The sequence below is a fragment of the Amycolatopsis sp. PS_44_ISF1 genome (assembly GCF_032335455.1).
Classification (GTDB): domain Bacteria; phylum Actinomycetota; class Actinomycetes; order Mycobacteriales; family Pseudonocardiaceae; genus Amycolatopsis.
Genome location: NZ_JANUXO010000005.1, coordinates 376906 through 392495 on the forward strand (window position 1 = coordinate 376906; position 15590 = coordinate 392495).

The 15590-nt window shown below is 72.2% G+C and carries 10 protein-coding genes; 8 read left to right on the top strand and 2 right to left on the bottom strand.

The window, feature by feature from the left end; translation table 11 throughout:
- Positions 1–188: 188 nt before the first annotated feature.
- The 6 genes from NYF13_RS35180 to NYF13_RS35205 all read left to right on the top strand — a co-directional run bounded on the left by NYF13_RS35180 (position 189) and on the right by NYF13_RS35205 (position 7685).
- A complete protein-coding gene (locus tag NYF13_RS35180) occupies positions 189–2159 on the top strand; it encodes a S53 family peptidase (protein ID WP_315662417.1) in 1971 nt (656 codons plus the stop codon).
- A 166-nt stretch (positions 2160–2325) separates the two neighbouring features.
- Positions 2326–3699 (top strand): cytosine permease, encoded by a 1374-nt coding sequence (locus tag NYF13_RS35185; RefSeq protein ID WP_315662418.1) that lies wholly within the window; start codon positions 2326–2328, stop codon positions 3697–3699.
- Positions 3700–3902: 203 nt separating this feature from the next.
- Positions 3903–4961, top strand: coding sequence for an ABC transporter substrate-binding protein (locus NYF13_RS35190; protein ID WP_315662419.1), 1059 nt, complete (start codon positions 3903–3905; stop codon positions 4959–4961).
- 17 nt (positions 4962–4978) lie between these two features.
- A complete protein-coding gene (locus NYF13_RS35195; RefSeq protein WP_315662421.1) occupies positions 4979–5770 on the top strand; it encodes an ABC transporter ATP-binding protein in 792 nt (263 codons plus the stop codon).
- A complete protein-coding gene (locus tag NYF13_RS35200) occupies positions 5757–6662 on the top strand; it encodes an ABC transporter permease (protein ID WP_315662423.1) in 906 nt (301 codons plus the stop codon). The genes NYF13_RS35195 and NYF13_RS35200 overlap by 14 nt, the downstream gene beginning before the upstream one ends.
- 33 nt (positions 6663–6695) lie before the next feature.
- Entirely contained in the window at positions 6696–7685 is a 990-nt protein-coding gene (locus NYF13_RS35205) for a YdcF family protein (RefSeq protein ID WP_315662425.1), read from the top strand.
- 60 nt (positions 7686–7745) lie between these two features.
- On the opposite strand, the gene NYF13_RS35210 is transcribed toward NYF13_RS35205, so the two are convergent.
- Complete coding sequence (locus NYF13_RS35210; RefSeq protein WP_315662426.1) at positions 7746–9476, bottom strand: DEAD/DEAH box helicase; 1731 nt, start codon at positions 9474–9476, stop codon at positions 7746–7748.
- A gap of 229 nt (positions 9477–9705) precedes the next feature.
- Between NYF13_RS35210 and NYF13_RS35215 the strand changes: the two genes are divergently transcribed.
- Positions 9706–11427 carry an acyl-CoA dehydrogenase gene (locus tag NYF13_RS35215; RefSeq protein ID WP_315662427.1) on the top strand — a complete coding sequence of 574 codons (1722 nt, stop codon included), beginning with the start codon at positions 9706–9708 and terminating at the stop codon, positions 11425–11427.
- A gap of 72 nt (positions 11428–11499) precedes the next feature.
- On the opposite strand, the gene NYF13_RS35220 is transcribed toward NYF13_RS35215, so the two are convergent.
- Positions 11500–13911, bottom strand: coding sequence for a Tex family protein (locus NYF13_RS35220; RefSeq protein ID WP_396287849.1), 2412 nt, complete (start codon positions 13909–13911; stop codon positions 11500–11502).
- Between the two features lie 128 nt (positions 13912–14039).
- Here NYF13_RS35220 and NYF13_RS35225 point away from each other — a divergent pair, with 128 nt between their 5' ends.
- Entirely contained in the window at positions 14040–15551 is a 1512-nt protein-coding gene (locus NYF13_RS35225) for a carbohydrate binding domain-containing protein (RefSeq protein WP_315662429.1), read from the top strand.
- Positions 15552–15590: the final 39 nt, after the last annotated feature.

Consider the following 15590-nt stretch of genomic DNA (forward strand, 5'->3'; position numbering starts at 1 on the left):
CCGCCGGACACTCGGGACGAAATGGACTGTTCCCCCGGAAATTCCGCCGCCCGCCGCCGGGCTGTCCAGTGAGGACAGATAACGGTTCTGAACCCCTGGCCGGGAACCTTCCCCGGGCCCGACCGCCGACGTAGTCTTCGCCGCGAACGTCCGCGGCCTGGGGGCCGCGTTTCACGAGGGAGTTGCCTGTGCGAAGAAGTCTCACCCTGTTCCTTTCGCTCGCCGTGGCGGGCGGCCTCGCCGCGACCGCGCCGGCCGTCGCCTCCGCGCAAGGACGCCAGGACATCCCCCAGTCGCACCCGCTGTGGGCCAGCCCGCAGGCCAAGGTGGCCGACACCACGCCTTCGTCCACACTGGACTTCCGCGTCTACCTGAACCTGCGCGACCAGGCCGGGGCGGAGGCCGCGGCCCAGTCCGTGTCCGACCCGGGCAGCCAGGGCTACCGCAACTACCTTTCCCCGCAGCAGGTCCGGGACCGGTTCGCGGCCTCGGACCAGACCGTCGGCGCCGTGAAGACCTGGCTGCAGGGCAGCGGGTTCCGGATCGGCGACGTGCCGTCGAACCGCGCGTACGTGGAGGCGATCGGCACCGCGGACCAGGTGCAGCAGGCCTTCGCGGTCAAGCTCGGCAAGTACGCGGTCAAGGGCCAGACCCTGCGGGCGGCGGACCGGAACCTGTCCGTGCCGGCCCCGCTGGCCGGCGACGTGCTCGGCGTGATCGGCGTGGACCAGGCGACCAGCCTGTTCAAGCCGGACCACACCGACGGCTCGGCCGCCCCGGTGGCCCAGTCGGCCAAGCCCGGCGCCGTGGCGCCCGCCCCCGGCTTCCGCAACGCCAAGCCGTGCAGCGCCTACTACGGCGAAAAGGTCGACACCACCGACCCGGCCTACCAGGGCAAGCAACTGCCCTACGCGCCGTGCGGCTACACCCCGGCGCAGCTGCGCTCGGCCTACGGCCTGGACACCGCCGCGAAGCTCGGCGCGGACGGCAGGGGCACCACGATCGCCATCGTGGACGCCTTCGGCTCGCCGACCATCTACTCGGACGCGTCCACCTACGCCAAGCGCAACGACCCGTCGCACCCGCTGACCCAGGCGCAGTTCAGCCAGCACGTCTTCCCGCCCACCCCGGGCCAGGAGGCGCCGGACCAGTGCGACGCCGCGGGCTGGTACGGCGAGGAGACCCTCGACGTCGAAGCCGCGCACGCCCTCGCGCCGGGGGCGAACCTGCTCTACGTCGGCGGTGCGGACTGCCAGGACCTTTCCCTGGACGCCGCGCTGAACTACGTCATCGCGGGGCACAAGGCCGACATCGTGTCGAACTCCTACGGCGACACCGGTGAGGACATCCCCGCCGACGAGGTCAAGGCGTTCAACCAGATCTCGATCCAGGCCGTGCTCGAAGGCATCGGCGTGTACTTCTCCTCCGGCGACAACGGCGACGAGGCCGCCCGGCTCGGCACGCCTTCGGCGGACTTCTCCGCTTCGGCCCCGTGGGTGACCGCGGTCGGCGGCACCTCGATCGCCATCGGCAAGAACGGCCAGCGGCTGTTCGAGACCGGGTGGGAGACCGGCAAGTCCGTGCTGACCAACGGCGTGTACACCCCGGCGTTCCCGGGCGCGTACAACGGCGGCGCGGGCGGCGGCACCAGCCGGCTGTTCCCGCAGCCCTTCTACCAGAAGGGCGTCGTGCCGGACGCGCTGTCGACCAAGAACCAGACCGGCAGCGCCAAGGGCCGCGTGGTCCCGGACATCTCGGCGATCGCGGACCCGAACACCGGCTTCCTGATGGGCCAGACGCAGACCTTCCCGGACGGCGCCTACTACGACCAGTACCGGATCGGCGGCACCAGCCTCGCGTCGCCGGTGTTCGCCGGTGTGATGGCGGTGGCCGACAGCCTCGACCACTTCCACCACGGGTTCATCAACCCTGTGCTGTACAAGCTGACTTCGCGCACTTCGGCGATCAGCGACGTGAAGCACGTGGACGGGGCCGTGGCGCGGGTGGACTACGCGAACGGGGTCGACGCCTCCGGCGGCCTGCTCACCTCGGCCCGGACGCTCGACTACCCGAACCTGACCATCCACACGACGAAGGGCTACGACGACGTGACCGGCCTCGGCTCGCCGAACGGCCTGGCCTTCCTTTTGCTCGTCTGATGCACTGAGGGTCGGTGAAGGCCCCTTTTCCCGCTCACGCGCGGGGAGGGGGCCTTCTTCGTGCGCGGGGCCGGGTGTGAGGCCCCTCTCCCCGCCGGAAGAGGGGTCTCGCACCGTCCGGGACCTTAAGGTGAACGGGAGCATCGGGCGAGCACGGGAGCGGTGGATGAGCGGGATCGACGCGGAAGCGTTCGGCGGGCGGATGCCCACGGGGGCGGGCGACTTCGCGATCGAGACGCACGGGATCCGGCCCATCCCGGAGGCCAACCGGTTCGGCCGGCCGTGGCGGCTGGCCACCGTGTGGTTCGCGCCCAACCTGACCATGACGGCGGTGTTCACCGGCACCCTCGGGGCCACGCTCGGGCTCGGTTTCCTCACCGGGTTCCTCGTGCTGCTGGCCGGCACGGTGCTCGGCTCGCTGCCGGTGGCCTACCTCTCGACCTGGGGCCCGCGCACCGGCACCGGCCAGCTCCCGCTCGCCCGGCTGCCGTTCCGCCGCGGCGTGGTGCTGCCCGGGCTGGTGCAGTGGCTCGGCTCGATCGCCTGGGACGCGCTGGTCGGGCTGTTCGGCGGGGAGGCGCTGGCGCTGCTGACCGGGCTGCCGTTCTGGGCCGCGGTGCTCGTCGTGCTGGTGCTGCAGTGCGCGCTGGGGGTGTTCGGGTACGCCGTGATCCACCGGGTGCAGGCCGTGATGAGCGCGGTGCTGGCGATCGCGTTCGTCGCGCTCGCGGTGAAGGTCGCGCTCGCGAACCCGTTCACCACCCCGAATTCCGTGCACGGCGGCGGACTGGTGGCCGCCGTGGTGCTGTTCTCGACGATCACCCTGAGCCTGGCCATCTCCTGGGCGCCCTACGCCTCGGACTTCAGCCGCTACCTGCCCGCTTCGACGAGCCGGCGCGGGGTCTTCTGGTTCACCGTGGTGGGTCTCGTCGCGTCCTACACGATCGGCGAGGCCATCGGGCTGGCCCTGGCCCCGGGCATGGGCGACCAGACCGTCTGGGCCGTTTCCCACCTGCTGGGCGACGGCCTGCTCGGCGGCCTGGCGCTGCTCGTGATCGCGCTGGCCGCGGTCTCGTCCAACGCGATGAACGACTACAGCGGTTCGCTCGCGCTGCAGACCGTCGGCGTCCGGCTGCGCCGCCCGCTGTCCGCGGTGCTGGTGACCGTGCTCGCGTTCGCGCTGATCCTGTGGATGCACAGCGGCGATCTGGCGGCGAAGTTCCAGAACGTGCTGCTGGTCGTGAGCTACTGGATCCCGCCGTTCCTGGGCGTGGTGGTGCCGGACTGGCTGGGCCGCGCCCGCGCCGGCCGCGCGGTCGACGTCTCCGCCGAACTGGCGCGACCGGTCCGTTCGTGGGCCGCGCTGGTCGCGTTCGTGGCCGGGTTCGCGGCTGCGGTGCCGTTCATGAACACCACCGTCTACACGGGACCGGTGGCGGCCGCGCTCGGTGGCGCGGACCTGGCGTACTACGTCGGGTTCGTGGTTTCGCTGGCGGTGTACCTGCCGCTGCGCGGGCGCCGGCCGGAACCGCGCCGCTGACCCCGCCCGTCCGGTGGTACGTCCGAAAAGGACGGTTCGGCCGGAGGGGCCGCCGGGTCGCTGACTGGGGGTCGCGCTAGCCGCAGCCGAGGTGGATGTCAAGGGATCTCATCGGTTTTCCCGGGATGCGGATGTTGCTGCACGCGGGTGGGTGACCGTGCGAACCTCGCCCCCGGACACCACCCCCGAAAGGCGACGTCGACGTGCGCACCCACCGCAGAACCCGCTTCCTGGCCACGGCGCTGACCGCGCTGACCGCCGTGGGCGTGCTCGCCGGCTGTTCCCGGGCCGAGACCTCCGCCGCCCCCGCGGCGAACCAGGGCGCGGCCGGCGAGGTCCGCCTCGGGTTCTTCCCCAACGTCACGCACGCGCCCGCGCTGATCGGCGTGAAGCAGGGCTTCTTCGCCAAGGAGCTGGGCTCGACCAAGCTCACCACCCAGACCTTCAACGCCGGGCCCGAGGAGGTCAACGCGCTGCTGGGCAACTCGCTCGACGTCGCGTTCATCGGCTCCGGGCCGGCGATCAACGCCTTCGCCAAGTCCGCGGGCACGATCCAGCTGGTCTCCGGCTCGGTCTCGGGCGGCGCGCAACTGGTCGTGAAGCCCGACATCACCGGCGTGGACCAGCTCGCGGGCAAGAACCTGACCACCCCGCAGCTGGCCAACACCCAGGACGTGGCGCTGAAGAAGTTCCTGGCCGGCCGGAAGCTGACCGACCAGGTCAAGATCACCACGATGGACAACCCGAAGACGCTCGACGCGTTCAAGAAGGGCGAGGTCGACGGCGGCTGGCTGCCCGAGCCGTGGTCGTCGCGGCTGGTGCTCGACGCGGGGGCGAAGGTGCTGGTCGACGAGAAGAGCCTGTGGCCCCAGGGCCGGTTCCCGACCACGGTGGTCATCGTGCGCAGCCAGTTCCTGCAGCAGCACCCGGACACCGTGCGGGCGCTGCTGCAGGGCCAGCTGGCCGCGATCGACTGGGCGAAGGCGAACCCGGCCGAGGCCAAGACCGTGGTCAACGGCGAGCTCAAGGAACTGGCCGGCAGCAGCCTCGGTCCGGCGGTGCTGGACCGCGCGTTCTCCGGCATCGAGCTCGCCCCCGACCCGATCGCGGCCGAGTTCCCGCAGCTCGCCCGGGATTCGGTCACGGCCGGGGTGGCGAAGTCGGCCGTCGCGCTGAAGGGCTTCGCCGACTTCGGCCCGCTGAACGACGTGCTGAAGGCCCGGGGCCGGCCCGCGGTCACCGCCCCTGACCTGACCAAGTGACGCGGAGGCGGCCGACGATGACCACGACCCTCCCGAGTGGACGGACGAGCCACACCGGCCCGGCCGCGGTCCGGCTCGAAGGCGTGCGCAAGGCGTTCGGGCCGGCCGGGCGGGCCGTGGTGGCGCTGGACGGGGTCGACCTGGCGGTGGCGCCGGGCGAGTTCGTCTGCCTGCTCGGCGCGTCCGGCTGCGGCAAGACCACCCTGCTGAACCTGGTGGCGGGCCTCGACGCGCCCTCGGCCGGGCGGATCACGCTGAACACCTCGCGGCCCGCGGTGATGTTCCAGGAGGCCGCGCTGATGCCGTGGCTGACCGCGGCCCGCAACGTCGAGCTGCCGCTGCGGCTGGCCGGGTTCGGCCGGGCCGAGCGCCGGGCCAAGGCGGCCGAGCTGCTGGACCTGGTCCGGCTGACCGGTGCCGGGACCAAGCGGCCGCACGAGCTCTCCGGTGGGATGCGCCAACGCGTCGCGCTGGCCCGCGCGCTGGCCGCGACCCACCGCGTCGGCGGCGACCCGGAGCAGGCGCTGCTGCTGATGGACGAGCCGTTCGCCGCGCTGGACGCCATCACCCGCGACGTGCTGCAGGGCGAGCTGCTGCGGGTGTACCGCAGCACCGGCACCTCGGTGCTGTTCGTGACCCACGACGTGCGCGAGGCGGTCCGGCTCGGCCAGCGGGTGGTGCTGCTGTCCTCGCGCCCCGGCCGGGTCGTGTGCGAGTGGGCCGACGTGCCGCTGACCGGCGCCGAGGAGCTGACCGAGGAAATCACCGGGCGGTTGCGAGAGGTGATCAGCACTCATGGCGCCGCTTGACCGCTCGGCCGCGAAGGGCGCGGTGACCGCCGCCGAAGAGCTGGACGCGGTCGGCGCCGGCCTCGACGCGCTCGACTCCCCGCCCGGCGAATCGCGCCCGGGCTTCTGGAAGCGCTTCGCCCGGGGCTTCCTGCCGCCGGTGCTCGCGCTGGTGCTGCTGGTCGTGCTGTGGCAGGTGCTGTGGGCCGCGGCGTTCTGGCCGGAGGCCTACCTGCCCGCGCCGCTCGCGGTGTGGGACGAGTTCTGGGAACGGCTCGTGACCGGCGACGTGGCCGAGTACGTCTGGACCTCGGTGCACCGGGCCGCGCTCGGCTTCGCCGCCGGGGTGGTCCTCGGCACCCCGCTCGGGCTGCTGGTGGCCAAGGTCCGCGTGGTGCGGGCGGCGATCGGGCCGCTGCTGACCGGGCTCCAGAGCCTGCCTTCGGTGGCCTGGGTGCCGGCCGCGATCCTCTGGTTCGGCATCAACGACGGCGCCATCTACTTCGTGGTGCTGCTCGGCTCGGTGCCCTCGATCGCGAACGGGCTGGTGTCGGGCATCGACCAGATCCCGCCGATCCTGCCGCAGGTCGGCCAGGTGATGGGGGCCGGGCGGCTGTCCTCCGCGCGGCACATCCTGCTGCCCGCGGCGCTGCCCGGGTTCCTGGCCGGGCTGAAGCAGGGCTGGGCGTTCTCCTGGCGCTCGCTGATGGCGGCCGAGCTGATCGCGCTCTCGCCCCAGCTCGGGGTCGGGCTCGGCGCCTACCTGAACCAGGGCTCCTCGCTCAACGCGATCGAGAAGGTGATCGCGGCGATCTTCCTGATCATGCTGGTCGGGGTCGGTATCGAGCTGCTGGTGTTCCGCCCGGCGGAGCGCGCGGTGCTGCGCGCGCGGGGTCTCACGGCGTCACTCTGACGGGTAAGCCGGCCCCCTGCGAGAATCCCGGTCATGGTCTTCGGGGTGCTCGCGCTGGTCGCCGTCTTGATCTTCGTGACGCGGTTCCTGCGGGAGCCGCGCCGGTTCGGCAACGCGGTGTGGCTCGCCCTCGCGCTGGTGCTGACCGGGTTGTGGCTGCTCAGCCTGATCGAGGGCGTGACCTGGCTGCAAACCGTGGTGCTGGTGCTGCTCGCGGTGCTGGCGCTGCTGTCGGCGCTGGTCCTGCCCTGGGCGCTGGTGGCCAACGGCGTGGTGATGTTGCGGCGTGAGGGCCACCGCCCGGCCAACCTGCTCTCCCTGCTGGCCGGGCTGGCCCTGCTGGCGGTGTTCGGCCTGACCGGGTCCACCGTGGTCTTCGCGCAGCCGCGGTGGCTGGTGGTGCTGGCGTTCTCGGCCCTGCTGGTGGCGGCGTACCTGGCCTTCGTGTTCGCCGCGCTGCTGCTGTACTCGGTGCTCTACAGCCGGATGAAGCGCCGGGCCCGGGCCGAGGCCGTGATCGTGCTGGGCGCCGGGCTGCGGGGGGACCGGGTGCCGCCGCTGCTGGCCGGACGGCTGGACCGGGCCGTGGCCTTCTGGCGCCGCTGCCCGCAGGCGCTGGTGGTGGTCTCCGGCGGCCGGGGCCCGGACGAGCTGCGGTCCGAAGGCGCCGCGATGGCCGACTACCTGGTGGCCGCGGGGCTGCCGGTGTCGCAGATCGTGGTGGAGGACCAGGCCTCGACCACGGACGAGAACCTGCGCTTCAGCGTCGACCTGCTGCGGGAGCGCGGGTTCGCCGGCCGCGTGCTCGCGGTCACGAACAACTACCACGTGTTCCGCACCGCGGTGCTGGCCCGCCGCCTCGGCCTGCGCCTGGACGTGATCGGTGCGCGGACGGCTTCGTACTTCGTCCCCAGCGCTTTCCTGCGGGAGTTCGTCGCCCTGCTGGTGCAGTACCGGAAGACCAACGCGGCGGCTTGCGCGGTGCTCGCGGCCGGCCCGGTGGCGGTGGCCCTCATCGGCTGAACCCGTATGGGGCACCGGCCCGCGGGGGGAGCCCGCGGGCCGGTGCCGTGAGCTGGTGGATCAGCGGCCGGAGCGCCGGCCACCGGCGCGGGTGCCGGCGGAGAAGGCCGCCGCGCCGCCGCGCGAGGAACCGCCCGAGCGGGGCTGGCCGCCGCCGGAACGGGCACCGCCGCGCTGGCCGCCGCCGGAGGTGGCGCGGGCCGGGGTCTGGCCGGTGCGGGCCGGGGCCCCGGAGCGGCCGCCCGAGCCGGAGCGGCCGGAACCCGAACGCCCGCCGGAGGCCGCGCCGGTGCCCGACTGGCCGCGGGAACGGCCCTGCCCGTCTTCACGCCGGTCCGAGCCGGTCTCGGTGGTGTAGGTCGTGTACTCCGAGCGCGAGCCGCGGCCGCCCGAGCCCGAACGGCCACCGCCGGAGCGCCGGCCCCGGCCGCCGCCCTCGTCGCGCCGGGCCTGGCCCGCGGCCCGGGCCCCCGCGCCCCCGCGGTTCTCCGCGGCGGGGCCGCCTCGACGGCCCCGGCCGCGCGGGGGCCGCTCGTCGTCGTCGCGGCGGGAGGAGGGGGCGGCCTGGCCGGCCGCGGTGACCTTCTTCGGCCGGTCGTCCACGATCGGACGGCGCGGGGAGGCGTCGAACTTCCGCTCGCCCGGGGCCAGCTCGGCCAGCAGCGGGTGGCCGGGGCCGATCTGCGTGGTGGTCGGCTTGATCCCGGCCTTGCGGGTGAGGTCGCGCACGTCGCGCACCTGCTCGTCGGTCATCAGCGTGATCACCGTGCCCGAGGCGCCGGCCCGCGCGGTGCGGCCCGAGCGGTGCAGGTACGCCTTGTGCTCGACCGGCGGGTCGGCGTGGATGACCAGCGTCACGTCGTCCACGTGGATGCCGCGGGCGGCGATGTCGGTGGCCACCAGCGTCTTCGCCGCGCCCGAGGAGAACGCTTCGAGGTTGCGGGTCCGCGCGTTCTGGCCGAGGTTGCCGTGCAGCTCGACGGCGGGCACGCCGCTGGCCACCAGCTTGCGGGTGAGGGTCTTCGCCCGGTGCTTGGTGCGGGTGAAGACCAGCGTGCGGCCGGGCGCCGCGGTGAGGTCGACCAGCACCGGCAGCCGGTGGGTCTCCTCGAGGTGCAGCACGTGGTGGGTCATGGTCGAGACCGGCGACTGGGCCGAGTCGACGCTGTGCGTGACCGGGTCGTGCAGGAAGCGCTTGACCAGCACGTCCACCCCGCCGTCGAGCGTCGCCGAGAACAGCAGCCGCTGGCCGCGCTCGGGGGTGGCGTCCATGATGCGCCGGACCTCGGGCAGGAAGCCCAGGTCGGCCATGTGGTCGGCCTCGTCGAGCACGGTGATCTCGATCTGGTCGAGCTTCACCTCGCCCGAGCGCATGTGGTCGGCCAGCCGGCCCGGGCAGGCGACGACGATGTCGACGCCGTCGCGCAGCCGGGTGATCTGCGGGCCGGCGCTGACGCCGCCGAAGATCGTGGTGGTCTTGAGGCCGAGCGCCCGGCCCAGCGGCAGAATGGCGGCCTCGATCTGGGTGGCCAGCTCTCGCGTGGGCGCCAGGATCAGCGCCCGCGGGCGGCCGGGACGGCGCCGGGTCGGACCCGCGGCCAGGCGGCTGAGCAGCGGCAGCACGAAGCCGTAGGTCTTGCCGGAGCCGGTGCGGCCGCGGCCGAGCACGTCGCGGCCGGCGAGGGTGTGCGGCAGGGTGGCCGCCTGGATGGGGAACGGTTCGGTCACGCCCTGGGCCGCGAGGGCGTCCACGAGGGTGGCGGGCAGGCCGAGTTCGGTGAAAGTCGTCATAAGCGGTGCGGGCGCGGTGCGCCCTGGTCTCCATACCTGAGAAGGGTTGTCCTGCCCGGCGCAGACCCGGTTCGGCCGCGGCGCGTGGTAGTCGACAACGCGGCCCGAGGCAGAACTGTGCGGACCGCGTGATCAGTCTACCCGGCCCGGTCCCCTCCCGTCGCGTGAGTTTGCCCGCACTCCGCCCGCTTGCTAAGTTACCGATGAGTAATTTACCGACAGGAGTGCCATGACCGCGACGTCGCTGTTGCTGAACCCGCGGGCCTTCGACCCGCGGCGTTTCGACCCCGAGACCCGGCGCCTGCTGCGCGCCACCATCGACTGGTTCGAGGCGCGGGGCAAGGCGAAGCTCACCGAGGACTACCACGCCCGCGTCTTCTACGCGGACTTCCTCGAGTTCGCGGGCGAGCAGGGCCTGTTCGCCACCTTCCTGACCCCGGCCGCGAACGCCGACGGCCACCCGGACAAGCGCTGGGACACCAGCCGGGTGGCCGCGCTCTCGGAGATCCTGGGGTTCTACGGGCTGAACTACTGGTACCCCTGGCAGGTCACCATCCTCGGCCTCGGCCCGGTCTGGCAGAGCGGCAACGAGATCGCGCGCAAACGGGCCGCGGACGCGCTCGCGGACGGCGGCGTCGGCGCGTTCGGACTGTCCGAAAAGGACCACGGCGCGGACATCTACTCGTCCGACCTGGTGCTGACCCGCGACGGCGACCACTACCGCGCGAACGGCTCGAAGTACTACATCGGCAACGGCAACTGCGCGCGGACCGTCTCGGTGTTCGGCCGGATCGAGGGGGTCGAGGGGCCGGAGCAGTACGTGTTCTTCTACGCCGACTCCCGCCACCCGGACTACCACGTGGTCAAGAACGTGGTGCCCTCGCAGATGTTCGTGGCCGAGTTCCGGCTCGAGGACTACCCGGTGCACGCCGAAGACCTCCTGCACGTCGGCGCGGAGGCGTTCAGCGCCGCGCTGAACACGGTCAACATCGGCAAGTTCAACCTGTGCTTCGGCGGCATCGGCATGGCCACGCACTCGCTGTACGAGGCGATCACGCACGCGCACACCCGGGTCCTCTACGGCCACCCGGTCACCGACTTCCCGCACGTGCGGCGCGAATTCGTCGAGGCCTACGCCCGGCTGGTCGCGATGAAGCTGTTCTCCGACCGCGCCGTGGACTACTTCCGCTCGGCCGGCCCCGGGGACCGCCGCTACCTGCTGTTCAACCCGATCACCAAGATGAAGGTGACCACGGAGGCACAGAAGGTGATCGGGCTGGTCGCCGACGTGGTCGCCGCCAAGGGCTTCGAGGCCGACACCTACCTGGCGATGGCGAAGAACGACATCGACGGGCTGCCCAAGCTGGAGGGCACGGTCGCGGTCAACCTCGCGCTGATCGCGAAGTTCATGCCCGCGTACCTCTTCGCGCCCGAGGACTACGCCCCGGTGCCGACCCGCGACGACGCCGCGGACGACGAGTTCCTGTTCCGCCAGGGTCCGGCGCGCGGGCTGTCGAAGGTCCGCTTCCACGACTGGAAGACCGCGTACGAGAAGGCTTCCGGCGTCCCGAACGTGGCGCTGTTCACCGAACAGGCCGCGGCGCTGGTCGAGCTGCTCACCGAGGCCACGCCGGACGAGGCGCAGCAGAAGGACCTCGACTTCGGCCTGGCCCTGACCGAGTTGTTCACCCTGGTCGTCTACGGCCAGCTGGTGCTGGAGCAGGCCGAGCTGACCGGTCTGGAGACCGAGGTGCTCGACCAGATCTTCGCCGTGCTGGTGCAGGACTTCAGCGCCGCCGCGGTCGACCTCCACGGCAAGGCCGGCTCCACCGAAGCGCAGCAGGCGATCGCCCTGGCCGCCGTGCGCAAGCCGGTGGTCGACCCCGGGCGCTTCGATCGCGTGTGGACGATGGTCCGCGGGCTTTCCGGCGCCTACGCGATGAACCCCTGACCCCGGCCGGTCCGAACGCGGTCGAGGCCCCTTCCCCCGCGGGAGAAGGGGCCTCGACCGGTTCCGGGGGGCCTACTGGCCGAAACCGGCCCGCTTGAGGGCGTCGGCCATGGAGCCGCTGCCACCGGAACTGCCGCCCCGGCCGCCGCCGCGGTTCTGCGGCTGACCGCCCCGGCGCTGGCCGCCCTGGCCGCTTTGACCGCGCTCGCGACCGCCGCCCTGGCCGCCCCCGCCCCGGCGTTCGGCCGGGGCGGTGCCCGGCTCGTCGTCCAGGCGCAGGGTCAGCGAGATCCGCTTGCGCGGCACGTCGACCTCCAGCACCTTGACCTTCACGATGTCGCCCGGCTTCACCACGTCGCGCGGGTCCTTCACGAAGTTCTTCGACAGCGCCGAGACGTGCGCGAGCCCGTCCTGGTGCACGCCGACGTCGATGAACGCGCCGAACGCGGCCACGTTCGTCACCACGCCCTCCAGCCGCATCCCCGGCCTGAGGTCGCCGATCTTCTCGACGCCCTCGGCGAAGGTGGCCGTCTTGAACGCCGGTCGCGGGTCGCGGCCCGGCTTCTCCAGCTCGGACAGGATGTCGGTGACCGTCGGGAGGCCGAAGGTCTCGTCGACGAACTCGGCCGGCTTCAGCGCCTGCAGGGTGCGCGTGCTGCCGATCAGCGAGCGCAGGTCCGTGCTGGTCGCGGTCAGGATCCGCCGCACCACCGGGTAGGACTCGGGGTGCACGCTGGAGGCGTCGAGCGGGTCGTCGCCGTCCGGGATGCGCAGGAAGCCCGCGCACTGCTCGAACGCCTTCGGGCCGAGCCGCGCGACCTCCTTCAGCGCGGTCCGCGTCCGGAACGGGCCGTTCGAGTCCCGGTGGGACACGATGTTCTCCGCCAGCCCGGTGGTGATGCCCGAGACCCGGGTGAGCAGCGGCGCCGAAGCCGTGTTCACGTCCACTCCCACCGCGTTCACGCAGTCCTCGACCACCGCGTCGAGCGAGCGCGACAGCGAGACCTCGGACAGGTCGTGCTGGTACTGCCCGACCCCGATCGACTTCGGGTCGATCTTCACCAGCTCCGCCAACGGGTCCTGCAGCCGCCGGGCGATCGAGACGGCGCCGCGCAGTGACACGTCCATGCCCGGCAGCTCCTGCGAGGCGAACGCCGAAGCCGAGTACACCGAAGCGCCCGCCTCCGAGACCACGGCCTTCGTCAGCTTCAGGTCGGGGTGCTTCTTGATCAGCTCCTGCGCCAGCTTGTCGGTCTCGCGCGAGGCGGTGCCGTTGCCGATCGAGATCAGGTCCACGTGGTGGCGCGCGCACAGGGCGGCCAGCTCGGCGACGGACTGGTCCCACTTGTTCGCCGGCTGGTGCGGGTGGATCACGTGCGTGTCGACGACCTTGCCGGTGGCGTCGACGACCGCGACCTTCACCCCGGTGCGGAAGCCGGGGTCGAGGCCCATGGTCGCGCGGGTGCCGGCCGGGGCGGCCAGCAGCAGGTCGCGCAGGTTGGCCGCGAACACGCGCACGGCGTCGTCCTCGGCCGACTGGCGCAGCCGCATCCGCAGGTCGATGCCCAGGTGCAGGAGGATCTTGGTGCGCCAGGTCCAGCGCACGGTGTCGCCGAGCCACTTGTCCGCCGGACGGCCCTGCTGGGTGATGCCGACCTTCTGCGCGATCCGCTGCTCGTACTGGGTGGGCCCGACGCGAGGCTCGTCCGAGGGAGCTTCGGGCTCCATCGACAGGTCGAGGACCTCCTCCTTCTCCCCGCGCAGCATGGCCAGGATGCGGTGGGAGGGGAGCTTGGTGTAGGGCTCGGAGAAGTCGAAGTAGTCGGCGAACTTGGCGCCGTCGGTCTCCTGGCCGGCGCGGACCTTCGAGGTGATGTGCCCCTCGGTCCACATCTTCTCGCGCAGCTCGCCGATCAGGTCGGCGTCCTCGGCGAAGCGCTCGACCAGGATCGAGCGGGCGCCGTCGAGGGCCGCCTGCGCGTCGGCCACGCCCCGGCCGGCGTCGACGAACACCGCGGCGGCTGCGTGCGGGTCGGTCGACGGGTCGTTCACCAGCCCGTCGGCCAGCGGCTCGAGACCGGCCTCCCGCGCGATCTGCGCCTTCGTCCGCCGCTTCGGCTTGTACGGCAGGTAGATGTCCTCGAGCCGCGACTTGGTGTCCGCGGCGAGGATCTGCGCCTCCAGCGCCTCGTCCAGCTTGCCCTGGGTGCGGATGGACTCCAGCACGGCGAGGCGCCGCTCGTCGAGTTCGCGCAGGTACCGCAGGCGCTCCTCCAACGTGCGCAACTGCGCGTCGTCGAGCATCCCGGTCACTTCCTTGCGGTACCGGGCGATGAACGGCACGGTCGACCCCCCGTCGAGGAGATCGACGGCGGCCTTGACCTGCCCTTCGCGCACCTCCAGCTCTTCGGCGATCCGCTGCTCGACCGACTGCACGCTCACAACCAAGCTCCTGCTCCGTCTCGACGTTTCCGTGCCGAGCATTCTGCCGTCCGCCGCGGTGCGACTTTCGTATGGGCCTGCCCAGGGGCTCCTTGACAACCATATTGGTCTAGTCCACTTTGTGGTGACCCGCCTCACTGCTCCGGCTGAACCCCAGTGGAGGTCCCCCCATGTCCCCCAAGCCCAGATCGGCGCTGATCGCGCTGGTGACCACCGTCGCCGCCTGTCTGGCGGTGGCGTTCACCGCCGGCGGCAGCGCTTCCGCGGCCAACATCCTCGCCAACCCCGGCTTCGAGAGCGGGAGCCTGTCGGGCTGGTCGTGCACCGGCACCGCCTCGGTCGTCCCGTCCCCCGCCCACGACGGGGGCCACGCGCTCAGCGCCACCCCGTCCTCGTCCGACACCGCCCAGTGCTCGCAGCCGGTGCCGGTCAAGCCCAACACCGCCTACCGGCTCTCGGCCTGGGTGCAGGGCAGCTACGTCTACCTCGGCGCTTCCGGCACGGGCGGCACCGACCCGAGCACCTGGACCCCCGCCGCGAACGGCTGGAGCCAGCTCTCGCTGAACTTCACCACGGGCGCCTCCACCAGCGTCACCGTGTACCTGCACGGCTGGTACGGCCAGCCCGCCTACCTCGCCGACGACGTGAGCCTCGACGGACCGGGTACCGCGCCGCCGACCACCGGCCCGTCGTCTCCCAGCACCTCGCCCACCGTGCCCACCTCGCCCACCGTGCCCACCTCGCCCACAGTGCCCACCTCGCCGACCTCGCCCACGAACCCGCCGACCACCGGCGCCCTGCCCAAGCACCTGCTCACCGGCTACTGGCAGAACTTCGACAACGGCGCGAAGACGCTGAAGCTCGCGGACGTGCCTTCGCGGTACAACATCATCGCGGTGGCCTTCGCCGACGCCACCAGTACGCCCGGCGCGGTCAGTTTCACGCTCGACCCGGACCTCTCCGCGAAGCTCGGCGGCTACACCGACGCGCAGTTCCGCGCCGACATCAAGGCGGTCCAGGCCCGCGGTCAGCAGGTCATCATCTCCGTGGGCGGCCAGAACGGCACGATCAACGTCAGCGACCCGGCCTCGGCGAGCAACTTCGCGAACTCGATCAAGTCGCTGATCTCCGCCTACGGGTTCAACGGGGTGGACATCGACCTGGAGAACGGCGTCAACCCCACCTACATGGCCCAGGCACTGCGCAGCATCCACGACGCCGGCGCGCAGGTCATCACCATGGCGCCGCAGACCATCGACATGCAGTCCACGCAGGGCGGCTACTTCCAGCTCGCGCTGAACATCAAGGACATCCTGACCATCGTCAACATGCAGTACTACAACTCCGGCACCATGCTCGGCTGCGATGGGCAGGTCTACGGCCAGGCCACGGTCAACTTCCTCACCGCACTGGCCTGCATCCAGCTGCAGGGCGGGCTGCGCCCCGACCAGGTGGCCCTCGGATCACCCGCCTCGGGCTCGGCGGGCGGCGGTTACCAGGCCCCGGCCAACGTGGTCTCGGCGCTGAACTGCCTGGCCAAGGGCTCGGACTGCGGCTCGTTCAAGCCGCCGGCGACCTACCCGGCGATCCGCGGGGCGATGACCTGGTCGATCAACTGGGACGCCTCCGCCGGGTACGCGTTCGCGAACACCGTCGGCGCCGGCCTGGCGAACCTGCCGTAGGGACGGCTCGGGAGGGGCTCCCCGGCGGCCGGCGGGATC

Bases quoted from the DNA above. Each gene is read 5' to 3' on its own strand.
- NYF13_RS35185 (WP_315662418.1), top strand. From the start codon at position 2,326: ATGAGCGGGATCGACGCGGAAGCGTTCGGCGGGCGGATGCCCACGGGG.
- NYF13_RS35195 (WP_315662421.1), top strand. From the start codon at position 4,979: ATGACCACGACCCTCCCGAGTGGACGGACGAGCCACACCGGCCCGGCC.
- NYF13_RS35200 (WP_315662423.1), top strand. From the start codon at position 5,757: ATGGCGCCGCTTGACCGCTCGGCCGCGAAGGGCGCGGTGACCGCCGCC.
- NYF13_RS35205 (WP_315662425.1), top strand. From the start codon at position 6,696: ATGGTCTTCGGGGTGCTCGCGCTGGTCGCCGTCTTGATCTTCGTGACG.
- NYF13_RS35210 (WP_315662426.1), bottom strand. From the start codon at position 9,476: ATGACGACTTTCACCGAACTCGGCCTGCCCGCCACCCTCGTGGACGCC.
- NYF13_RS35215 (WP_315662427.1), top strand. From the start codon at position 9,706: ATGACCGCGACGTCGCTGTTGCTGAACCCGCGGGCCTTCGACCCGCGG.
- NYF13_RS35220 (WP_396287849.1), bottom strand. From the start codon at position 13,911: ATGCTCGGCACGGAAACGTCGAGACGGAGCAGGAGCTTGGTTGTGAGC.
- NYF13_RS35225 (WP_315662429.1), top strand. From the start codon at position 14,040: ATGTCCCCCAAGCCCAGATCGGCGCTGATCGCGCTGGTGACCACCGTC.